21 protein-coding genes are annotated in these 22,551 nt (G+C 45.9%); 14 read left to right on the forward strand and 7 right to left on the reverse strand.

Translation table 11 applies throughout. The features are described from left to right. The first annotated feature begins 101 nt into the window (after window positions 1-101). Together AABA11_RS06320 and AABA11_RS06325 are read left to right on the forward strand one after the other, a co-directional pair. Window positions 102-1,958 (forward strand): ABC transporter ATP-binding protein, encoded by a 1,857-nt coding sequence (locus AABA11_RS06320; RefSeq protein WP_338266345.1) that lies wholly within the window; start codon window positions 102-104, stop codon window positions 1,956-1,958. 89 nt (window positions 1,959-2,047) lie between these two features. Then, entirely contained in the window at window positions 2,048-2,377 is a 330-nt protein-coding gene (locus AABA11_RS06325; protein ID WP_338266348.1) for a DMT family transporter, read from the forward strand. A gap of 69 nt (window positions 2,378-2,446) precedes the next feature. Here the strand turns inward: AABA11_RS06325 and AABA11_RS06330 are convergent, their stop codons facing one another. The 3 genes from AABA11_RS06330 to AABA11_RS06340 form a co-directional block, all read right to left on the reverse strand. Beyond that, complete coding sequence (locus tag AABA11_RS06330) at window positions 2,447-4,204, reverse strand: alpha-amylase family glycosyl hydrolase (protein WP_338266349.1); 1,758 nt, start codon at window positions 4,202-4,204, stop codon at window positions 2,447-2,449. Between the two features lie 120 nt (window positions 4,205-4,324). Continuing rightward, window positions 4,325-5,551, reverse strand: a complete 1,227-nt coding sequence (locus AABA11_RS06335; RefSeq protein ID WP_265729239.1) for a glycosyltransferase family protein — start codon at window positions 5,549-5,551, stop codon at window positions 4,325-4,327. Window positions 5,552-5,602: 51 nt separating this feature from the next. Further along, window positions 5,603-6,424, reverse strand: coding sequence for an HAD-IIB family hydrolase (locus tag AABA11_RS06340; RefSeq protein WP_338266352.1), 822 nt, complete (start codon window positions 6,422-6,424; stop codon window positions 5,603-5,605). 137 nt (window positions 6,425-6,561) lie between these two features. On the opposite strand from AABA11_RS06340, the gene AABA11_RS06345 reads away from it, so the two are divergent. Beyond that, the gene (locus AABA11_RS06345) at window positions 6,562-7,455 is read left to right on the forward strand and encodes a DMT family transporter (protein WP_338266353.1); all 894 of its coding nucleotides are present in this window, start codon (window positions 6,562-6,564) and stop codon (window positions 7,453-7,455) included. A gap of 1,037 nt (window positions 7,456-8,492) precedes the next feature. Here the strand turns inward: AABA11_RS06345 and AABA11_RS06350 are convergent. Further along, complete coding sequence (locus AABA11_RS06350; protein ID WP_067038543.1) at window positions 8,493-9,464, reverse strand: IS5 family transposase; 972 nt, start codon at window positions 9,462-9,464, stop codon at window positions 8,493-8,495. Window positions 9,465-9,879: 415 nt separating this feature from the next. Here AABA11_RS06350 and AABA11_RS06355 point away from each other — a divergent pair, with 415 nt between their 5' ends. Next, the gene (locus AABA11_RS06355; protein ID WP_338266354.1) at window positions 9,880-10,056 is read left to right on the forward strand and encodes a DUF6429 family protein; all 177 of its coding nucleotides are present in this window, start codon (window positions 9,880-9,882) and stop codon (window positions 10,054-10,056) included. A gap of 64 nt (window positions 10,057-10,120) precedes the next feature. Here AABA11_RS06355 and AABA11_RS06360 read toward each other — a convergent pair whose 3' ends face one another. Continuing rightward, complete coding sequence (locus tag AABA11_RS06360; RefSeq protein ID WP_110573400.1) at window positions 10,121-10,558, reverse strand: DUF3010 family protein; 438 nt, start codon at window positions 10,556-10,558, stop codon at window positions 10,121-10,123. A gap of 317 nt (window positions 10,559-10,875) precedes the next feature. Here AABA11_RS06360 and AABA11_RS06365 point away from each other — a divergent pair, with 317 nt between their 5' ends. Then, window positions 10,876-12,108: a pyridoxal-phosphate-dependent aminotransferase family protein gene (locus AABA11_RS06365; protein ID WP_338266360.1), complete on the forward strand. Its 1,233-nt coding sequence runs from the start codon at window positions 10,876-10,878 to the stop codon at window positions 12,106-12,108. Between the two features lie 18 nt (window positions 12,109-12,126). Here the strand turns inward: AABA11_RS06365 and yddG are convergent, their stop codons facing one another. Beyond that, a complete protein-coding gene (yddG, locus tag AABA11_RS06370; RefSeq protein ID WP_338266362.1) occupies window positions 12,127-13,047 on the reverse strand; it encodes an aromatic amino acid exporter YddG in 921 nt (306 codons plus the stop codon). A 256-nt stretch (window positions 13,048-13,303) separates the two neighbouring features. Here yddG and AABA11_RS06375 point away from each other — a divergent pair, with 256 nt between their 5' ends. From AABA11_RS06375 to AABA11_RS06400, 6 genes are all read left to right on the forward strand, one after another. Further along, window positions 13,304-14,296, forward strand: coding sequence for a Bug family tripartite tricarboxylate transporter substrate binding protein (locus AABA11_RS06375; protein ID WP_265729246.1), 993 nt, complete (start codon window positions 13,304-13,306; stop codon window positions 14,294-14,296). Between the two features lie 95 nt (window positions 14,297-14,391). Beyond that, entirely contained in the window at window positions 14,392-14,832 is a 441-nt protein-coding gene (locus AABA11_RS06380; protein ID WP_265729247.1) for a tripartite tricarboxylate transporter TctB family protein, read from the forward strand. A 1-nt stretch (window position 14,833) separates the two neighbouring features. Then, a complete protein-coding gene (locus AABA11_RS06385) occupies window positions 14,834-16,354 on the forward strand; it encodes a tripartite tricarboxylate transporter permease (protein WP_338266365.1) in 1,521 nt (506 codons plus the stop codon). 99 nt (window positions 16,355-16,453) lie between these two features. After that, window positions 16,454-17,137 carry a response regulator transcription factor gene (locus tag AABA11_RS06390; protein WP_265729249.1) on the forward strand — a complete coding sequence of 228 codons (684 nt, stop codon included), beginning with the start codon at window positions 16,454-16,456 and terminating at the stop codon, window positions 17,135-17,137. After that, a complete protein-coding gene (locus tag AABA11_RS06395; protein ID WP_338266368.1) occupies window positions 17,100-18,593 on the forward strand; it encodes a sensor histidine kinase in 1,494 nt (497 codons plus the stop codon). The genes AABA11_RS06390 and AABA11_RS06395 overlap by 38 nt, the downstream gene beginning before the upstream one ends. Further along, window positions 18,590-19,654: an ABC transporter substrate-binding protein gene (locus AABA11_RS06400; RefSeq protein ID WP_338266370.1), complete on the forward strand. Its 1,065-nt coding sequence runs from the start codon at window positions 18,590-18,592 to the stop codon at window positions 19,652-19,654. Before AABA11_RS06395 ends, AABA11_RS06400 begins: the two co-directional genes overlap by 4 nt. 1 nt (window position 19,655) lies before the next feature. On the opposite strand, the gene AABA11_RS06405 is transcribed toward AABA11_RS06400, so the two are convergent. Further along, window positions 19,656-20,375: an AraC family transcriptional regulator gene (locus AABA11_RS06405; protein WP_338266372.1), complete on the reverse strand. Its 720-nt coding sequence runs from the start codon at window positions 20,373-20,375 to the stop codon at window positions 19,656-19,658. A 163-nt stretch (window positions 20,376-20,538) separates the two neighbouring features. On the opposite strand from AABA11_RS06405, the gene AABA11_RS06410 reads away from it, so the two are divergent. The 3 genes from AABA11_RS06410 to AABA11_RS06420 are packed head-to-tail and all read left to right on the forward strand — an operon-like array spanning window position 20,539 to window position 22,493. Beyond that, a complete protein-coding gene (locus AABA11_RS06410; protein ID WP_338266375.1) occupies window positions 20,539-21,165 on the forward strand; it encodes a methylamine utilization protein in 627 nt (208 codons plus the stop codon). A gap of 33 nt (window positions 21,166-21,198) precedes the next feature. Further along, window positions 21,199-22,068, forward strand: coding sequence for a DUF3034 family protein (locus tag AABA11_RS06415; protein ID WP_338266377.1), 870 nt, complete (start codon window positions 21,199-21,201; stop codon window positions 22,066-22,068). Next, window positions 22,062-22,493: a group I truncated hemoglobin gene (locus AABA11_RS06420; RefSeq protein ID WP_265729254.1), complete on the forward strand. Its 432-nt coding sequence runs from the start codon at window positions 22,062-22,064 to the stop codon at window positions 22,491-22,493. The genes AABA11_RS06415 and AABA11_RS06420 overlap by 7 nt, the downstream gene beginning before the upstream one ends. The last annotated feature ends 58 nt before the right edge of the window (window positions 22,494-22,551 follow it).

Here is a 22,551-nt window from a genome sequence, read left to right on the forward strand (position 1 = left end):
CATCCCCTTTTGTCATCAAAATGCTGTTGGCCTAGTCTGGCTTTGTTTTTGGCGTTTTATTTTTCTAGCAAGTCAGCTCGAACGGTTTAATAAGGAACTTCATGTTACGTTTTTTTGAAAAATGGGTGCCTGCCTACCCAGATATCGAAGCCAAACAAGCACCTAATACGCTGTTTGCTTTTTGTCGCTATTATTCAAAAGGGGTTGAATTACCGCTTTTCCTAATGTCATTTCTCACCGCTGCTATCGCCATCTTAGAAGTGACCTTGTTTAGTTTTATGGGGCAGCTGGTTGATTGGTTGATCAATAAAGACCCCGAGACATTTTTTGCGGAAGAAGGCACGCATTTGCTGTGGATGTCATTGATGATTTTGGTGGCGATGCCATTAGTGACGTTTTTGCATTCCGCGATTATTCATCAGACGCTGTTGGGGAATTACCCCATGCGAATTCGTTGGCTGTCTCATCACTATATTTTGCGGCAGAGCATGTCATTTTTTCAGGATGAATTTGCTGGTCGGATTTCCACAAAAGTGATGCAAACATCGCTGGCAGTCCGTGAAACGGTGATGAAACTGCTCGATGTGTTGGTGTACATCGGCGTGTACTTTATTTCCATGGTGGTGTTGATCGCAAAAGCCGATTATCGATTGATGATCCCGATGCTCGGCTGGCTGGTATGTTATGTTTTATTGCAGATGTATTTTGTACCCAAACTGAAAAAAGTATCGGCAGAACAAGCGGACGCGCGCTCCACAATGACGGGTCGAGTCGTGGACAGTTACAGCAATATTTCGACGGTGAAACTGTTTTCCCATCATCAGCGCGAAGCCGATTACGCCAAAGACGGCATGGATGGGTTTTTGCAAACGGTGTACAAGCAAATGCGTTTGGTTACCTTACTGAATGTAGGGGTTCAAACGTGCAATTATGTGTTGGCGTTTTCTGTTGCCGCCTTATCTATTTGGTTGTGGACTGGCAGCATTATTAGCGTTGGTGCCATTGCCATTGCTGTCAGTTTGGCCTTGCGGTTAAACGGGATGTCGCAATGGATCATGTGGGAAATCAGTGCCTTGTTTGAGAACATCGGTATGGTGAACGACGGCATGAAAACCTTGTCTCGTCCTATCGAGATTGAAGACAAGTCAGGAGCGAGCTCGTTGAGCGTTCCAAATGGCATGATCGAATACGATTCCGTAAATTTCCATTATGGTAAACAAGACAGCAAGGTCATCGAGAACCTCGTTTTATCCATCAAGGCGGGTGAAAAGGTCGGGCTGGTGGGGCGTTCTGGTGCCGGTAAATCAACGATTGTGAATCTGTTGATGCGTTTCCATGACGTGGAATCGGGTCAAATTCGCATTGATGGGCAAAACATCAGCGACGTTAAGCAAGATTCATTGCGCGCTCAGATCGGCATGGTGACACAAGACACATCATTGCTGCATCGAACGGTTCGTGAAAACTTGCTTTACGGTCGTCCAGATGCGACGGAAGAAGAGATGATCGCCGCTGCGAAAAAAGCCGAAGCCCATGACTTTATACAAACGTTAACCGACCCCTATGGCAATGTCGGTTACGATGCCATGGTTGGAGAGCGCGGCATCAAACTGTCTGGTGGTCAACGTCAGCGAATTGCCATCGCGCGAGTACTGCTAAAAGACGCGCCTTTGTTGATTCTAGATGAAGCCACGTCGGCGTTAGATTCCGAGGTGGAGGCGGCGATTCAGGAAAGCCTGTACAAATTGATGCAAGGCAAAACCGTCATTGCGATTGCTCATCGTCTGTCCACCATCGCGGCAATGGATCGATTGATTGTATTGGACAAAGGCAATATCGTTGAGCAGGGCAGTCATGATGAATTGATTCAGCATTCCGGTATTTACGCCTCGCTTTGGGCGCATCAAACGGGCGGCTTTTTGGCTGAAGACATTGATCTAGAAAAGACATTGATCTAGAACGAAGACTGAAACGAGTGCAGTGAAATAAAAGGTCACTACGAACAGACGAGGGTGATGGCAAATAAGCCACGAATTAGGAGCGTGTTATGACGTATTTTTTATTGTTTTTGGCCATCTTGTCGGAAGTGGTGGCCACCACAGCGTTAAAGGCGTCGGACTCGTTTACTAAATTGGGTCCGAGCATTGTGCTAGTGGTCGGGTATGCCCTGTCGTTTTATTTATTGTCCGTGGTGATGCGCTCTATGCCAACAGGCGTAACCTATGCGATTTGGGCGGGATTGGGTATTGTATTGATCTCGGTATTTGGCTATTTATTCAACAATGAAAAGCTGGATCTAGCCGCCTGTATTGGTATGTCCTTGATCGTCACAGGTGTTGTGGTCATTAACGTATTTTCTAAAACCGTCCATCATTAGATTGTTTATGCTATTTGCTATGCCAATAAAAAACGCGACGTTATAGGTCGCGTTTTTTATTGGGGAACATTAGCTACTTTTCACTTTGCCCTTCTTATTCGCCAGCCAAACAAACTGATAAGGCATCAGGGTGACTTTGCCCAAGTGATCTTCATGTACTTGCCCTGAGACCAAGTCTGTCCAGTCGTCGGTGGCGATCAAGTTGAGTTCCGATAAATTGAAGCTTTGTGGTTGATCGGTCATGTTGTACACCGCAAACAGACTCTGCCTTCTGTCCAAACTTTGGCGCCAAAACGCAAACAGATTCTCACCCATGTGCAAGATGTATTGTGTCGCGTTGGGATGGAAGGCCGGTTGCGCACGGCGGATCTTGGTGAGCCTTGTGATATTTTGGAACACTTTTTGGTGATGGGTTGGCGTGTTTAACACATGATCCAAGTCCTCCATGTCCCAAATATGTCGGTTGATAGAACGAAACTGACCCGTGTTATCGACGCGATCTAAATCGTTTTCGGTGCCAAACAAACTGTGAATATAAAACGCTGGTACGCCTTCGAGTGCCATCATGACGCCTGCCGCGCACAGGAAGCGAGCAAATTGCCACTGATCTGGACCATGCAGTGCTGACCCCGAAAATGCATTCCATAGGCTGATGTTGATTTCGTAAGGTTTGGCTTCGCCTTGCGGTGTGGTGCGTGAACTTATTTTGCCGCCAAAGCGCTTCATGGTATTGATCAGGGTGTCTAGTTCCCATTCAGACAGTAATCCTTCTGTTGGGCGCAAGCCAATGCCATCGTGCGAGGCGAGGAAGTTCAAATATGTGGTGCCCTGCTGAGCAGGAGGCATGCTCATCAGCCATTGTTTTAAATGGCTGCAATTGCCTGTGACTAGGCTGTTTATCAGCAACGGAGGCAAAGAAAAATTGTAGATTAAATGCGCTTCGTTGGCGTTACCGAAATAGGTTAGGTTTTCTTGGTTTGGAATATTGGTTTCGGTAATGATGACAGAATCGGGCGCGTAATGTTCGATCATGAGTCGCAGCAAACGGATGATTTCATGGGTCTGCGGCAAGTTAATACAGGTAGTACCGGGGATTTTCCAAAGGAAGGCAACCGCGTCCAAGCGGAACCAGCGAATGCCTTTTTTCAGGTATAAATGAATAATGCGTAAAAACTCAAGCAGCACTTCTGGCTTTTCAAAATTCAGGTCAATTTGGTCGTGGCTAAAGGTACACCAAACGTGCTTTTCCCCGTTTTTGGTTTGTACTTCACGCAACAATGGCGACGTTCTGGGACGTACCACGGCGCTCAAATCGGCATTCGGGTCGGCTTCGTAAAAGAAATTCGCACCGGGGTCGACACCGGCTTTGAAGTTCTCAAACCAAAGGCTACGACTAGAACAGTGGTTAATCACCAAATCGCCCATGACTTTGAAATCTTGCGATAGATTCACTATGTGTTCCCAACGACCACACGACGGATTCACCGTGGTGTAATCCATGACACTAAACCCATCGTCCGAACTGTAGGGAAAAAATGGCAACAAATGCACCGCAGAAATGCAGTCAGACAGGGTATTTTTGACAAATTTATGCAAGGTTTCTAGCGGCGCCTCTTCTTCTTGTCGTAATGTATCGGCATAGGTAATTAACATAATGTCGGACTGATCCCATAGATTTCTATGGGGCCGAGGGGATTCCGTCATCGGATCTAACTGAAACGTAGCGAGGCATTTTTCCGCTAGATCTTTGTTGTCTAGGCTTGGGTAAATGACTTGGAGATGAGCAATAAGCCGTTGCTCTAAGTGCGACAAAGGGGCATTTTCCATTTTTACCTACCTATCTTTTTCGTAAGTGGGTGAAAGCAATGTGGCAATGCCTCTATATGACTCTCGTTGTAAAGAAAACCAGTAACAGAGGCATCGCCGATAACACAGTTTGCAGTGCTGTTATTTTGGACCAAATTCCGCCATGTCTAATTCAACCGCCTGAGTGAGTTGTGACATAACGCCAGGGAAGGCACTGAGTACGCGGTTCCAACTAGGAATAAAAGGAGTTTCCATTGGGTTGTCCAAATAATGGTTGCCCGCTTTCATGATGTTGCTCGCGAACAGTTCCACCGCTTGCTCTTCGGAATGTACGTCTAATTTTAAACCATTAATTTCTGCGTCGTTTTTGTAAGTTTCAATGAAATCCAATGCGACGCGGTAATACGTGGCTTTAATGGTGCGGAACGTTTCCTGATTAAAGATAGTGCCGTTTGTCGCCAGTTTCCGAAAAATGGCTTTGGTAATATCAATCGACATTTTAGACAAACCGCCATCGTCATTGTCTGCAGACAAGTCTTGGTGTTTGTGATCGTAAATGTCGGCGATGTCCACTTGGCAAAGGCGATTGGTCGAGTAATTGCGGTACATTTCACTCAATACGCCGATCTCCAATCCCCAATCGCTAGGGATGCGCAAGTCGGTCATGACATCGCGGCGGAAGGAAAATTCACCCGCCAACGGATAACGGTAGCTGTCCAAGTAATCCAAGTAATCCAAATGACCGAATACTTTCTTCAAAGAGCACAGTAATGGCGTGACTAATAAACGACTCACACGTCCGTTCATCTTGCCATTGGCGGCGCGCGCGTAAAATCCTTTACAGAATTCGTAGTTGAAATTTGGATTGGCGACAGGGTAAATCAGGCGAGCCAGCAATTCGCGGTCGTAAGTCACAATGTCGCAGTCGTGCATGGCGATGGATTCGGCTTTGCCGGCGGCTAAGTTGTAGCCCATGCAAAACCACACATTTCGGCCTTTACCCGGATCAGAAGGGGAAAGGTGTTCGCCTTTTAAAACCCCATCGATTTCTCTTAAACGAGGGCCGTCATTCCACAGCACTTTGACGTTTTGCGGTAAAACGCTGAAAAATTCCAACGCATGGCGATATTGGTCTTCAGTCGCACGGTCTAAGCCAATGATGATTTCCGATAAATAAGGTACTTTTTTCAAGTGTTCCAAAATATTCGGCATGGCATCGGTTTCGAGTTCCGAATACAAACATGGCAGAATAAGAGACATTGGGCGCGTTTTAGCAAACTCACACAGTTCTTTTTCCATTTCTTCTAACGGGCGGTGTGCCAAATTGTGAAGTGTGGTGATGATACCGTTCTGGTGAAAGTCGCCCATAATAATTCTCCTAAATAATCGAATGGTTCGTTTTATTGTTCTTCTCGCGTGTTACAAAATACCTTGTTTGGTGAGCAGTAAATTAATCGCTTGTGCCCAGCCTTCTGGACCATAACCGTCGCTTAACCAAGCGTCGCTACGGTTGGGTACTTCTGGTGGTGCATGAACCGGAGAGCGAATGACCACTGGAATGTCTGCTTTGCTCAACATGCCAATGTCATTTTCCCCATCGCCCAATGCCATGGTCGTTAACGCATCGTCGCTTTGCATGGCATAGACCTCAGCCAGCCACAGCATTGCGTTTGCTTTGTCACAGTGTTGTCCCATCAAATGCGCAAAACGGCCGCCTTTCTGTATTTGTACGTCAAAAGGCGCTAAATATTCGCGAAAGGCATTCAGTGCCGTGTTCGAATCCGTCCACACCATGGGCTCGGTAAACTCACGTTGCATAGACAGCTTGGCGTTTGCTTCGCTTAACCCTGTTATGGACATGAGTTCTTGGTGCGTCATGTCGCTGTAACGTTTGAACGTGTAATGGTCTAATTGGCTGTCGGTCAGTTCGATTAAGCGTTGACGTTTTGGGCCAAATGACTTGCGCCAATAGTCGCCGCAGTCTTCTAATATTTCGTCGACAAACAGCGTGCTGTGTTTTGGGATATATACCGCAGAGCCGTTTTCGACGATAAAAGGATCTTGGTGATGTAACTCTTTTCTAAGGGAAGCAAGCTCGGCAAAGGTCTTGCTGGTATTGATAACGCAAGGAATAGAAACGGTTTTTAGTGACTGTAGAGCGGCTTGCGCAGGCTTGAAACTGTACGTGTGATGGTCAAGCAAGGTGCCATCTAAATCGGTAAAAATTAAAAACGATGTCATGTAGGTTCCTTTTTAGGTCCATCAAAAACCGCAGCTGGACGTTAATATGAGTCTTGCAAATCTGGTGCCAGTGCGTAAAAGTGAGCGTTTATCGAAGAGGTATCGGCCTAAGGTTAACTGGGCTGTTGAACAAAATAATGACAAGTTTGCTACGTTTGTGTGTCTATGTGATGTTTGCGTTATTGGCGTTCGCCGCGAACTCGGTACTGTGTCGTTTGGCGCTGAACGACGGTCTGATCGACTCAGCTCAATTCACTACCTGGCGCTTGCTAAGTGGCGCAGTTACCTTGGTCTTCCTTTGCGCATGTCAATCCGTAAAACTCCAGCGCAACGATCTAAAAGCAACATGGCGCGAAGGCAGCTGGCTATCGGCGGTTGCGCTCTTTGTGTATGCGCTGGGCTTTTCGTATGCCTATGTCACATTAGAAACCGGCACAGGCGCTTTAATACTGTTTGGCGCCGTCCAACTGACATTGGTCGTATTGGCGGTGAGGGCAGGTCAACAACTGGTTGGGTTGGAATGGCTTGGGTTGGCCATCGCCTTTGCAGGCTTTGTTTATTTGGTGCTGCCGACCTTATCGTCTCCTTCTTTATTGGGCTTTGTATTAATGACCTTAGCAGGCATGGCGTGGGGCTTGTACACATGGCGAGGCAAAATTTCAGCTAAACCTTTATTTGCCACGACGTCTAACTTCGTTCGAACTATTCCCATGTTATTGGTCGCACTGGTAGTCGTTTATCTTAATAGTGAGCAAGCACCGAGTGCACAACTTGAAGGCATTATTCTCGCTGTCACCTCTGGCGCTATGATGTCTGGACTCGGTTACGCCATCTGGTACGCCGTCTTGCCTTATCTTAGTGCTTCCATCGCTGCTGTGTTGCAGCTACTCGTTCCTATTATTGCCACCATCGGCGGCGTAGTTTTTGCCAATGAATCCATCACTTTACATCTTATAATCGCAACGCTAAGCGTCCTAGGTGGTGTATTGCTTGTCATAATCGCGAGAAAACGAACATCTAAAAACGCCTAGTTTTGGTGCGTTTTTATCTTGCTGCGCCATAATTGACAGCTTTATTGATTGAAAATCGATCGCTGTTTTGTCCAATATATAGGGTAGGTCGCGGCTTCAGCCCGACACTGTATTTATTTCCTCCCCCTTATGTCTTTCAAAGTGAGGGCGAGGGAGGGGTTATTACTTTGGCTTTTCAGAGCCTTGACCCTGACTTCCACCTTGGCGCTTAGAGCAAACCAAACACCACCGCTCGACACTGTCGTTTGACCTCGCTCTTGGTGTTTGCTTTGCCCCTCGCTGCTGAACATAAACACTTTTACTTGTAGGGCACGATGAGCGCAGCGTGATCTGCCGTTGTTCGTAAACGCATAACATATTAAATACTGCTGCCAAGTCTCTTCCCCTTTCTTCAAGGGGAAGACGGAAGATGGGGTTATTAGTCTTGAGTGTCTTCAATTCCCTAAAACTCTTATGGTTTTACCTAGGCCTTCATTGTATTGTCAGGATATTGTAATGGATTAATTGGTATGGATTGCTTGGCTGATATTGGTACGAGATCAAAAATATCAGGCTCAAACGGTCTAAATTTAAAAGAGTGACACACTAAATTTTGCTTAGTAAAAAAGAGTGATGACAAGATAGGTAGGACCGTGACTTGGAAATTCTGGCACTAACATCGTTTCGTTGAAAACGCCAAAATGATTAGAACCAAGTCAGCGCTGTTTTTCGCAGGAATAGCATCAGGGATAAAAGCTAAAAAGGCTTTACTAAAAACCCGAATAGATGGCGGCAAAACGCTTCTTGCTATATCTTGATTTTGCTTGCGAAAATCGGGGTGTCCATAGATTTTATAAACCTTAGTAGTACTATGGAAATCACAGAGTTACAAGTAATCGATACAGCCATCAAAATTGGGTTAGGGAACATACGAACAAGTAAGACAATTTTTAGCTGACATTCAGCTTGTGACAGTATTTCCTCAGAAGCGACATTTAATCACCACTTAACCCACTTGTAAGGTACTTCAAGCACCTTACAACCGTTATTTGGACGGATTAACCCCGTGCAGAACGTATCATCTGATCTACTCGTAACAAATTTCCAAGTGCAAACAGCACGGCGAGTTTGTTGTCATTTTTAGACAGGCCTTTGTAGACGACTTTGCGGAACCCAAACTGGCATTTCAGTATTCTAAACGGGTGCTCGACTTTCGCTCGGATACTCGCCTTTAAGTATTCCGTTCGGATCAGCTGCTTGTTGAGGCGGGGGTGCTTTTTCCAAGCACGTATCTTGCTGGGCATCTCAGCTACTAACCAATCGACATTCTTATCTTTTGTTTCTGTGCGCTTTTCTACGCCACGGTAGCCAGAGTCCGCCGATACAAATGACTCATTGCCATGAAGAAGTTCCGTCAACTGGTTTAAATCGTGATCATTGGCAGGCGTCGTGGTGAAGCTGTGAACTAACCCACGCTTTGCATCAACACCGATGTGAGCTTTCATGCCAAAGAACCATTGTTTTCCCTTTTGCGTTTGGTGCATTTCGGGATCGCGTGCATTAGATTTATTTTTGGTGGAACTTGCTGCCTCAATAATCGTCGCATCAACGATTGTCCCTTCTTTAAAGTAGGTGCCAGAATCAGACAGCCATTTGTTTACTTCTTTGAAGAGTTTACGACCCAGCTTATGCTTCTCAAGCAGGTGACGGAAATTCATGATGGTCGTGTGGTCTGGGATCGCACCTTCTAATGATAGGCCAGCAAACAGCCGCATAGAGGTGATCTCGTAAAGGGCATCTTCCATCGCTGGATCACTCATGTTGTACCAGTTCTGCATAAAGTGAATGCGCAGCATGGTAGCGAGAGGGTATGGACGCCGACCATTGCCAGCTTTTGGGTAAAACGGCTCAATCTGAGCTTCGAGCTGTAGCCATGGAATCAGCTCATTCATCCGACCAAGGAAGAGCTCTTTGCGAGTCTTGCGGCGTTTGCTGGTAAATTCGGTATCGGCGAAGGAAAGCTGATTCATGTCATTCGGTCTTGAGGTAATGGTCAGATCGGCATTGTCTCATATTGGGGACTTAATCGCAGTTTCCTTAATGGATAAGGGAGTAATTAAAAACTTTAGAGACCCAAAAAAACCTACAATAAAGCAGTACAAGATTTGTGAGAGTTATAAATCGGTAGTCGACTACATTGAGCAAGGTAGCCCTTCAAATGAGCTCCAAGCACTAATCCAAGAGTTTATTTAAATTGCACATAACAAGGTTGTCAATTTTACAGTTCTTCTGCTACGCCTTTTTTGCTTCGAAATAGCACAAAAGTCTTCACTTTAAAGCTGCAAAATATGGCAACGATATAAATCATCAGGAGTGGCAGAGGCCTTGGAACAACAGCTTGATATTGGCAGATTCAGGAATTTATGGTCAGATGAAAAGTAGTATTTGGGGCATGCTTGGAAGCAAGTTGATTGGAGTATAACCAATAGATTGCATGAGAAGGGTTATCTTCATAATCCAGTTGGTAAATCTAAATCGGTGACATTAACCGAGGAAGGGCTGGCGAAATCAGAGGCGTTGTTTAAAGCGCTTTTCACTAAGGCCGATGAAAGTGAAAAATAATTCAGACACAAAAAAACGGACTCCATTCAACGGAGTCCGTTTTTTTATTGCGAAATCTTACTACTTACGCTTCTGGAATGTGTTCTGACAGTGCAGCGTACGCCACAGTGAAAGCACCTTCTTGGAATGCACGCAAGCCAGTTGCTTTGAAGGGAATTGGCATTGGGTTGTGTTGCAAGATGTCTTTTACTTTGGCGCCGCTGAATAAATCCACTTCTACGGTATTTATCAATTGGATCGCCGCTTCTATTTTAAAGCCAACTGCGCCGCCAGCGAATTTGCCTTTTGTTGGACGTTCACGAATGACCGCTCGTTTCACTTTGTAATCTTCAAACAGTTTTTTCAGCATGAATTGAAATTTGCGTACGCTTTCGCTGTCGTTTGGGTTGTTGAGGGTGTGTCGAGTTTGGCGACAGTCGGCGATTTGAAACAGTCCGTCTTGTTTGGACAGTAGGCAAAGAATGACTTCGCTGCCTTTAATTTCGATACCACAAGTAATCATAGGGTGATCCTGAATAGGGAATTTCGCGCATTATCGCACAGTTGTCGGTGATCTCGCACAGTTAACCTGCTTCTTACGAAGTAAAAAATACTGCCGCTGGAAAAGGATACCATTCAGATCTAAGGCGAAATGAAGCGCTTGTGGTTTATTACACTCTTTTCATTTTACTGCCTCTTATTATTGATAAGGATATTGTACTATTCCAAAATAATATTTTGTTAAAATGCAAAACACGACATTTTCTACTGTAAAAGTGAAAAATTAGGCTTTTTATCGTGAAGGTGTTTTTTTAAATTCTGACCAATAGGCTGTATAAAATGACTGCTTCATCGCCAATGGGCATTCCTCGACCCCAGGTGAAATCTTTAGACGAAATTCTTCCTCACGAACCTTTGTTAATGATGGGTGCAGGCCCTGTTCCTATTCCTGAGCGTGTGGCCAAGGCCAATTCGGTGGTGATCAACCACCTTGGTGGTGTCATGGCGCAAGTAATCGGGCAAGTCAAAACGATGGCGCGTTACGTGTTTCAAACCGAGTCTAAATGGGTGTTGGGTGTGGCGGGGCCGGCGTCTGCTGCGATGGAAATGGCGGTTGCCAATTTGTTGCAACCGGGCGAGCGTATTTTATGCATTAACAATGGTTTCTTTAGTCATCGTATGGCGGAAATGGCGACACGTATTGGTGCGGATGTTCATGAGTTCCATGTTGGGGTTCATGAAGCCGCGGACCCAGAACGTGTTCGTAAAGCCATCGAAGAGACTCGTCCAAAAGTGCTCACCTTAGTACAAGGCGAAACATCCAATACGGTGTTTAATCATTCATTGGAAGAAATTACCAAGATTGCTAAGTCTTATGGCTGTTTAGTGGTGGTGGATGCGGTTTGTACGCTTAGCACTATGCCGCTGAAAATGGACGCGTGGCAAGTGGACGTGGTGATCACGGGCGGACAAAAAGGCTTGTCGTCTATTCCCGGTGTGTCTTTGTTGGTGTTTTCTAATGAGGCGTGGGCAGCGGTAAAAAATCGCACTAAGCCAACCGCTCAGTGGTGTTTTGATGCTCAGTTGGCTGAAAATTTTTGGCACAACGATGGCTACCATTACACCGCGCCTGTGTCTGGCATTATGGCGTTGCATGAAGCGTTAAAATTGGTCTGTGACGAGACATTGGAGAATCGTTTTGCTCGCCATTTGCGTTGTTCTAAGGCGTTGCAAGCGGGTATTGAGGGTATGGGGTTGACGTTGTTTATTCCACCCGCCTCTCGTTTGAACTCTGTGGTGGGGATTAACATTCCGGAAGGTCTAACCGCTGGGCAGATTTGTCGTCATATTTCTGAGATGTATCGTGTTGAAATTGCGGGTTCATTTGGTCAGCCTATCGTGCGTATCGGCCAAATGGGGGAGCAATGCCGCGAGCATAACTTGTTCCGTACTTTGCACGCGTTGGGCAGCACGATGCGCGATTTGGGCGTAAAAGTGGATCAGCCTAATGGCATGGCGGAAATGGAAGCGTACTTGCAGAAGATTCCGCGTACGCTTTATCAAGTGGCTTAGTGTTTCAATATAGGTGATCTATCCAATACCCTTGGTTTCCACGGCCAAGGGTATTTTTTTGTTCGGCATTAAGCTAGCGAACAACGCACCTGCTGTAATTAAGAGGCAGGCAATGATTTGTCCTGTGGTGAGTTGCGCGTCTGTAAAAAGTCCAAGCCATGCAGTCGATAACGCGGGGGCGGTGTAAGACAGCACGCCGAGTAAGGACAAATTGCCTTTTTTCACGCCAAAGTCCCAACAAAAAAACGCAATGCCCACAGGGCCAAATCCCAGTCCTAATATGGCAATCCATGTGCTGGCTGGAAATTGCCAGTTTGGTGGCTCGATGGCAAGGTGCGATAAGCCAGCAAGCAGGGTGGTGATTAGGCAATACCAGAGAACCGCACTGGATGGCACTGTCTGAAAGCGTCGGTTGGCCACCGAGTAACTCGACCAGATCAATGCGCAGGCAAACGCCGCTGCGTAACCTGTCCAGTTATACGCTGAATTTAACGCAACGTCGGTTATTTTTCCTTTAGATTGCAGCATGACGCTGGTGCCTATAAAGGCGATGACGGCTCCCACTAAATGCGTCCACGATAAATGATTTCCCTTCGTCATGCCTGCCATGAGCACAATGAGCAGCGGCCATAGATACGCGATTAGTCCCGCTTCTACCGGTGGCGCATGCTGAAACGCATAAAAATAACAAAAATGATAAAAAAAGAAGCCCAGTCCACCCATCGCCATGGCGCGTTTGGGCGTTTTTTGCCATGAAGTGCGCAGTTCCCCTTTGAATAAATAGACAATAAAAAACAACAGCGTCGCAACACCAAAGGTTAAGGTGAGCAGCAGCATTGGCGGGACTAAGTTCGCTTGGGTGGTGAAAAGCGCCAACGCGCTCCAGAGCAAAATAGCGATGCTGCCAATCAATGTGGCTTGTGGATTTTGTGCACTCATGTTGTTGTTTCCTAAAAGCTGTTCTAGTCTGATTGAGTGGCAGATTAACGGTTTTTTGTCGTTTAGGCATTGTTAAAAATGCGCGAATTAATTTGTCAAAAATGAGTTTTTTACTGCAAATAAGTAAAAAATATTGACCTCTGACAGGGTAGTGACAGGTTTGAGGGGTAAGGTTTAACGACTCAGGTTGATTGGAATGTCTATTTTCAACACTTGATTCGCTAACAACAAAAAAAATAACAAGCAGGAGATAACCATGCTTAATACCATTTCTTTGAAGTCTGTTCTTGTTTCTGGTGCGGTAGCACTTTCTATTGCTGGACAGGCTTACGCCTTCGAACCAGCTCGCAGTGGTGAATGTATTGCCCCAGCGAACCCAGGTGGTGGATGGGACTTTACATGCCGTAGCGTAGGTAAAGTATTGGTCGATGAAGGTTACTTCAAAGGTAACGTACAGACTGTCAACATGACGGGTGCTGGTGGTGGTGTTGCTTTCGCTCACACAATCAGTAAACGCGACAAAGACGAAAACCTGATTGTTGCCGCTAGTACAGCAACAACAACTCGCCTTGCTCAAGGCCAATTCCCTGGTATGAATGCTGACCAAGTTAAATGGGTTGGTACATTGGGCGCAGACTACGGCATCATCGCGGTAGGCAAAGATTCTAAATACACTTCTCTTACTCAAGTTATCGATGCGTTGAAAAAAGACCCAGGCGCGGTGAAATTCGCTGGTGGTAGTGCTTCAGGCGGTTGGGATCACTTGAAAGTATTGATGACGGCACAAAAAGCAAACGTCGAAAACCTACCTAAAGTTCGTTACCTAGCATTCAGCGGTGGTTCTGAAGCTTTGGTTCAAGTGGTTGGTGGTCACGTAGATGCGTTTACTGGTGATATCTCTGAAGTAAAAGGCTTCATGGATTCTGGTGATTTGCGCGTGCTAGCGGTACTTTCTGAAGAGCGTCTACCAGCGCCTTTCGATTCTATCCCAACAGCAATGGAGCAGGGCATTGATTCTGTTGCGCCAAACTGGCGTGGATTTTACGTACCAGGAAATGCGAGCAAAGATTCGTACGATTGGTGGGTAAAAACAATGAACGAGCTTTACACTACGAAAGAATGGAAAGACATCATGACGAAAAACGGTTTGATGCCATTCCACAAATCTGGTGCTGAATTTACTCAATTCGTAAAAAATCAAACGCTAGACATCAAAATCTTGTCTCAGGACATCGGTCTAATTAAATAACCTCAGACCGCTATTTGGAGGGGCATTTGTTATGACAAATCGTTCCCTCCTGTTTTACCTATTCACCCCTTAATTAACTTACATGGAGCAGAAACATGCGTATAAACGATCGTGTGTTTGGCATGCTGATGCTGATTCTTGCCGTCGCGTACGGATGGGAAGCAACACAGTTCCCTATTCCTTTTGGTGGACACGAAAGTGTTGGACCAGAAACGTTTCCTATCATGCTGTCTATCATTTTAGGTATTAGTTCAATTTATATGATAGTTCGCCCTGACCCTGATGAGAAATGGGCACCGACCGCAATGTTAATTGAGTTGAGTGTTGTGGTGCTTTCTATGTTGGCCTTTGCCTGGGCAATTGAGCCTATCGGATTTATGCCTGCGGCGGCGCTGGTGGTGAGTTTCCTCAGCTGGCGTATGGGAGCAAGTATGACAAAGAGTATTATCACGGGTGTGACAAGCTCTGTTGTGATCTTCTTCCTTTTCAATAATGTGCTTGAATTAGCACTGCCTCTAGGTCTGTTGGAGTTTTAATATGGATACTATGAGCTTATTAATGCAAGGCTTTGCGGTGGCGTTAACGCCGGAAAGTATTATGTTTGCGGTTATTGGTGCCATATTAGGTACATTAATTGGTGCATTGCCGGGTCTTGGCCCTGCAAACGGTGTTGCGATTCTTATTCCATTGGCATTCAGTTTGGGCTTGTCTCCAACGTCCTCTTTGATTTTGCTAACGTCTGTTTACGCGGGTGCCATGTACGGCGGTCGTATTTCGTCAATCCTGTTAAACATTCCAGGTGACGAGCCGGCTATGATGACTTGTTTAGACGGTTATCCTATGGCTGTAAAAGGCAAAGCAGCTGAAGCCTTGGCGATTTCTGCTATTGCGTCTTTTATAGGGAGTTTTATTGCGACCATCGGTTTGGTGATTTTAGCGCCAATTCTAGCGAAGTTTGCATTGAAATTTGGCCCTTCTGAATACTTTGCTCTGTTTGCGCTTGCGTTTGCCACTTTGGGCGGTATTACGGGTAAGAACCAATTCAAAACCTTGATGGCGGCGGCAATTGGTCTGATGATCGCGACAGTGGGGATCGACATTTCTACGGGCGTTCAGCGTTTCACTTTTAATACGCTTGAGTTGTTTGAAGGTGTGGACTTCATTATTGCGATCGTGGGTTTGTTTGCGATCAGTGAGTTGTTGTTCTTCCTAGAGCGCCACGCGGGTGATGGTTTGAAGCAAGTTGCCATCAACAAACTTCAATTATCTGCAAAAGACATTATCAAAGTGTTACCTGCGTCTTTCCGTGGTGCAGTACTGGGTTTTGTTGCCGGTGTTCTTCCTGGTGCGGGTGCGTCTTTGGGTAGCTTTATTAGTTACACATTGGAAAAGCGCGTTTCCGATAAAGGTGAATTTGGTAAAGGTGATCCTCGTGGTGTCGCGGCTCCTGAAGCGGGTAACAACGGTGCAGCGTCTGGTGCTCTTGTACCTATGTTGACATTGGGTGTGCCTGGCAGTGGTACAACAGCGGTGTTGTTGGCGATGTTGATTTCTTTGAACATCTCTCCGGGCCCTATGTTGTTCCAGCAAAACGCGGATCTTGTTTGGGGTGTTATCGCTGCGATGTTCGTGGGTAACTTGGTGTTGCTTTTATTGAACATTCCAATGGTTGGCATCTTCGTTAAGCTGTTGAGCATTCCACCTAAATACCTAATGCCGATCGTGACTCTGATCGCGTCTGTGGGCATCTACTCTGTTAGCCACAGTGCGTTGGATTTGTATTTCATGGTTGGTTTTGGTGTGGCGGGTTATATCTTCCGTAAAGTGGATATTCCTCTTGTGCCTATTATCTTGGGTATGTTGCTTGGGCCAGAAATGGAGAAGAGCCTTCGTCATGCATTGGTGCTTTCTGATGGTGATTGGAGTGTGCTTTTCAATAGTGGTTTGAGTATTGGCCTATGGACGGTAGCGATTCTTGGCTTGATTTTACCTATCGTTGTTGGCCCAATTGTTCGCGCCAAAATGAAGCGATCAAAAGAGTCTGTTAAAGACGCTTAAGCCCTGTAATACTAAAGGCATTGTGATAACAAAATTCGAGTGACTCACGTTGCTCGAATTTTGTTGTTTTTATAATAAAAAAGACGATGGCTAACGGTTATGCGAATTCTGGTGGTAGAAGATACACAAGTGCTGGGTCAGGCAATTTGCGAGCGACTAACCAGCCTTGGGCACGGTGTTGATCTGATTGGCGATGGTAAGCGCGCTGACGAACTTTTGAAATATCAGTCGGTGGATTTAATACTGTTAGATCTTAATTTGCCCGGTTTGTCAGGGTTGCAGTTGCTGCAAAAACTGCGACAACGCGATGATGATACGCCTGTGTTGATTTTAACTGCACGAGACCAAATAGAAGACCGCATTCGTTTATTAGACGAAGGTGCGGACGATTATCTGACCAAACCCTTTGATTTTGGTGAGTTAGAAGCCCGTTGTCGGGCATTGCTGCGTCGCAAGCAGGGTTATGCCGCCAACACCACGGAACACGGGAACATTCTAGTGAATCGTGATAGCCGTCAGGTGTTTATTGACGGTGAGTTAACCGCGATTACTAACCGTGAATTTCGCTTGCTTGAGATTTTTCTCGGCCATTTAGGGCGTGTGTTAAGCAAGGATGAAATCACCGATCATTTATTCAATTTTAATGAAACGCCGGGGCCAAATGCCATTGAGTTGTACGTAGGGCGCTTAAGGAAAAAAATGGTCAAAGGCGATTTGGCAATAAATACCTTAAGAGGAATTGGTTATGTGGCAGAAATCACTAAATCACCAAAACCTCAGTAAAGAAGAGGAAGAAAACGCTTTAAAAAAAGCCCCATCGTTGCGTTTTCGCTTTATTTTAGCGGGGATGTTGGTCATCGGTATTATCGCTGGATTAGCGATTAACTTGATTTTTGACTACAGCCAAAAGCTGGCGGATTTATCATACGATCGTTTGCTGCGCAGCGCCTTGCTGCAAATGGATGAAAACGTCGGTTTAATGCGCAATGAAGTGAGTATTGATATTCCTTGGTCGGCGTTTGCTACCTTGGCGCAGGCCGATGAAGATCGGGTTTTTTATAAGGTCGAAAGCCTTGAGCAAGGCTTCATCACAGGCTATCAAGATCTAAACAGCGAACCACCGCAACCTCCTAAGATCGATCAAATTCAATTTTATAATCAAGAATACTCTGGCGAGATGGTGCGTTTTGCTTGGATTCAGCGTCATTTAACCGACCCAGAAACCGCGCAAACCGTGCGTATTGTGCTGGGGCAAACTCGATTGTCCCGTGAAGAAATGGCAGCGGCCGTCACGCAAAAAGCCGTTGAGGTGGTGGTGTTTATTGCCTTGGTGGCGATCACTCTTATTATTATTGGTAGTCATCTTGTGTTGAGGCCATTGCACCGTATTGAGCGCGCTTTGGAAGAGCGGGCGATGGGCGACCTTACTCCTATTGTGATCAACACGCCGAAAGAAACGCATCACCTGAAGGTGGCCATTAACCACTTTATGGCGCGTCTCCAGACGAACTTAGAGCAGTTGGAAAATTACACCGCTGATGCCGCACATCAGTTGCGTACGCCATTGGCGAGCCTAAAAGCGTTGGCAGAAAACGCTCGGGATATCACGTCTTTCGGGGATCATTCTGTGGATGGTACGGCCTCCGAGCGACAGCGTCAGGCGTTAGATAACATTGTGCGACAGTGCGATGCTTTGAGCCAGACGGTGACCTTGCTGTTGAACCAAGCGGTGGTATCGCATCGTTTACAAACGCACCGATTAGAGCCGATGGATTTGCTGATTCCAATCGCAGCGTCTTGTCGCGAACAGGCGGTAACGGCTTTGCATCAAGGTGTGCATTTGTCACTGGATTGCGACCTGAAAGAGACGTTGATTTTAGGCGACAGTTTTTCGATTCAGCAGATGATGCAAAACCTCATTGAAAATGCGGTGCGATACAGTGGTTCAAACGCGCAAAAAGCGACGGAAGTGATTGTGCAGGTGAATGCGTTTGAACGTTTCTATCGCATTAAGGTGATTGATTATGGTGACGGCATTCCTGATGACGAAAAAGAGCGTGTGTTCGAACGTTTTTATCGAGGCCGTTATGATATTGCTGGCAGTGGTGTGGGGCTGGCGATGGTAAAAGACATTGTGGATCACCATTCTGCGCGCCTCCAAATACTGGACACCGAGCCTAAGGGCACGACGTTTCAGGTGGATTTTGCCAAGTTTCGATTTGATGAGGGGGTCTTATGAAGCCGGTGTCTATTTGGGTGATGTTTCTGCTGATTCCGTTTATGTCAAAGGCATGGGCAACGGATCCTGTTTGGTTTGGCGATAGCAATGCACCGAGGGTGTTGTATATCAATTCGGCGATGGATTTGGCGTCGTTTGAGCCAATCTTGAGAGCGTTCGTTGTGCAACATCCGATGATTAAGGTGGCCTATCGAGATGTGAATACGCTGGAATTGTATTACCTCACGATCAAAGAGCAGCAAAAGCCTGAGGCGAGTTTGGTGATCAGCAGTGCGATGGATTTGCATCTTAAATTGGTCAATGACGGCTATGCGCAAAGTTATCAGTCGAGTTTTACGGACCGCTTACCGGATAACTTTAAATGGCGGAATCAGCTGTTTGCTTTTTCCCTTGAGCCTATTGTGATGTTGGTGAATAAAAAGGCGTTCCCCGGCGATTTACCGGAAGACCGTCAATCTTTATTGCAAACCATTCGTCAAAATGAAAAAACCATGACTAAGCGAATCGGTACGTATGATATTCGACAAAGTGGCGTGGGGTATTTATTAGCCAGTCAAGACGCTCGCCAAGCAGATGTAACATGGGGGCGTTTGTTGGAAGCATTTGGCAGTCATGATGTGCAAACCTATTGCTGTACGCACGATATTATTGACGATGTCGCGTCGGGTAAATTGGTCTTGGGCTACAACTTGTTGGGTTCTTATGCCTCGCAAAGGGCGCAGGAAGACGATCGGTTAAAAATGATCTTGCCTAAGGATTATACGCTGATGTTGATGCGCGCAGCGTTGATCCCGAAAGGAGCGCCTAACTCAGAAGATGCTGGTGTGTTTTTGGATTTTTTGTTGTCGGATAGCGCACAAAAAATGATGCAGACGCAAGGCTTATTGTTTCCCATTTGGCCAGACTCGAGTACCCCAAATGATCCCTATGTGGTGAATGCTCCGGGCCCAACTGGTGTGATTGAATTGGATCAGCAGTTGTTGGTGGGGCGTGATTATGCCAAGCAAAAACGCTTTATTCGTAACTGGGAAATGGCATTAGAAATCAGTGAGGACGATTAATTTATCGAGCTTCGCTGCGATAACGTCCAGGGGTGATGTTGTAGTGCTTAGTAAACAGTCTGACTAGGGCGCTGGCGTCGCTGATGCCGACTTTATGAGCAATGTCTTCTAGGCTTTTGTTGCTGGAATCTAACCACATCTTGGCCTCGGTTAGTCTTCGTTGCAGTAAATATTGTTTTGGCGTCATACCAAGGTGACGTTTGAACAGTACCGTGAGCTGGCTGCTGCTTAGGTGTATGTCGTTGGCTAATTCGTCTAGGCTCCAGCTGTGTTGGAAATGGTGGTCTAAACGGTGTTTTGCTTTGGCCAATCGAGTGTCGGCTTTGACAATGTTTGCTTGTGGAATGGGCAGTAAATGTTCCAATAAGTTCAACGCTTGGCGAGTGGTAATGTGGTCGCTCTTGCTTGCTGCTAAGCTGGACAAAAATGGTAAATAGGCTTGAGTTTGTGGAGACAGCTCGACGAAATTGTGTTCGCTTTCAATGGTTTCGTCCCAGAGTGGGAGCGAGTTCAGAACTAAACAATGGTTGTCTTGTTGTGCCAAATGGGTGTGTGATTGGCTGGCGGATATCATGCAAGCTTGTCCAAATTGTACTGTCTGTTGGCGGTGCTCAACGTCGAGTACAAGCTGCCCAGACAGAGGCAATACAATCTGAGTGTGACCGTGCGAATGCGCCTTGGCGGTATTTTTGTAAGAAATAACCTCGATGAGTTCGCGCATTTATTTCATTCCTTGTTGTCTATCTTTACTCTTACGAGCACTGGATAACAGAAAATATAGTGATTCGGCTCGTGCTTTGCTGTTTCATGGAATAAGTTACCTTAAACAATGCGCGATTACAGACATGGTACTGCTTAATCGAATAAAACCAAAAGGAAATAAAATGCGTTATATATTGATTCTTATGTGTTCATTCGCTTTGCAAAATGCGTGGGCCGAGTTGACTTTGACCATCTTGGATCAAGATAACATGCCGGTGCAAGATGCCGTTGTGATTGTAGCGAATAGCTCAGTTGTGACGCCAGACACGGTTGCTATCATGGACCAAATCGATGAGTCGTTTGTGCCAAGAGTGCTGGTTGTTCAAAAAGGTCAGTCGGTTGCTTTTCCAAACAGTGACGATATTCGACACCATGTTTACAGTTTTTCTAAACCGAAAGTGTTTGAAATTAAGCTTTATAAAGGCACAGAAATTGATCCTATTCTGTTTGATAAACCCGGTTTGATTGTGCTGGGCTGTAATATTCATGATGACATGATCGGCTATATTATTGTTGCCGATAATACATTTGCGGTGAAAACGGACAAAGAAGGAAAGGCTCGTTTACCCGTGAAGCAGGGTGACACTGTGTCTGTATGGAGTGAAAGAATGCTGGATGGCGTTAGTGCCACTCTGGATTTAGAAATCACAGATGATTCACAACAAACCGTCGCGTTAGAGCTTTTGCCTCCGATTGAACCGATGGGGTCAATGTACAGCGGTTTTGGAAAGAGTAAATGGTCGAAGTAAACCGATCGACGATGACCTTAGGAATTCGAAGTGATGAATAACAGGATATTGAAAATATTGAGTGTGGGCTGTTGTTTTTTTGCAACGGCTCCAAGCATGGCGGCAGACGGTAAAATTTTAGCAACGGCTGGGCTTTCCCAAGTGGAAGGCAGTGGTGGCGGTGGCTTGGTGCCATGGGCGACCTTGGCGGGTTACGACAGTCAAGACGAAACAGCGGCGTCATTTTTTATGTCCGATGTGAATGTCAGTGACTTTCGTATGACCTCCATCGGAGTGGCGACGAGTTTTTATGACAGAGTCGAACTAAGCTATGCCCAGCAGACGTTTGTTTTACCAGCGTCTCTGATTACTGGATTGAGCTTAACGTCAGAGCAAATCAAGCAAGACATTGTCGGGTTGAAGGTTCGTTTGTATGGTGATGCTGTGTATTCTGCGTATCCACAAGTGAGCGCTGGAGTACAGTATAAGCAGCTGGACAGCGACACCGTCGCATTAAAAGTGGGGGCAAAAACTGACAGCGGTACGGATTTTTATGTGGCGGCCACGAAAGTGCATTTGGGCGCGGTTGCGGGTTATAACCTAGTATGGAATGTGGCGGCGCGTGCAACAAAAGCCAACGAAATGGGTTTATTAGGGTATGGTGGCTCAGAAAATAACAGCTACCAAGTAATGATGGAAGGCAGTGTTGGTTTGCTGCTTTCGCCCAACTGGGTAGTGGGTATGGAATATCGTCAAAAACCAAACAATCTATCCATTGTTGAAGACGATTGGACGGATGTGTTTGTGAGTTACCTGCCGAACAAGAACGTCAACATCACAGCAGCGTATGTTGATTTAGGCACAGTAGCGACGAAGAAAGACCAAAAAGGCATTTATTTATCCATGACGGGGTACTTATGGTAAACCTAGTAAAAGCATCATTCATTGCGCTCAGTGTATTTTTGGTTGCTTGCGCAGCGCCAAACAAAGCGCCACAAAGTCTGTATGACGAAATCGGCGGTAAGCCGACGGTCGAGGCGATTACGGATAATTTTATTGACGAAATTAGCTTCAACAAAGACATTTATCGTTATTTTGAAAAAACCAATATCACGCGATTTCGTGAGAAATTTATCGAACACCTTTGTGTGAATACAGGGGGACCTTGTACTTACACGGGTGATACCATGCTGAAAGTGCATCAAGGACAAAAGATAAACGAAACCGATTTCAACTTAACTGTCGATTTGTTGGTAAGTGCAATGAAACGCGCTGGCTTAACCTACCCGCAACAAAATCGTGTTTTAAAGGTGCTTGCTCCAATGCGTGGTGAGATGCTGTATAAATAAAGCGATTATTCACGGCTAACCTCATTTCTTGCTTTAGGTCATTTTCTGTTGGGAATGG

This window comes from Marinomonas pontica, assembly GCF_036322735.1.
Taxonomy (GTDB): Bacteria; Pseudomonadota; Gammaproteobacteria; order Pseudomonadales; family Marinomonadaceae; genus Marinomonas; species Marinomonas pontica.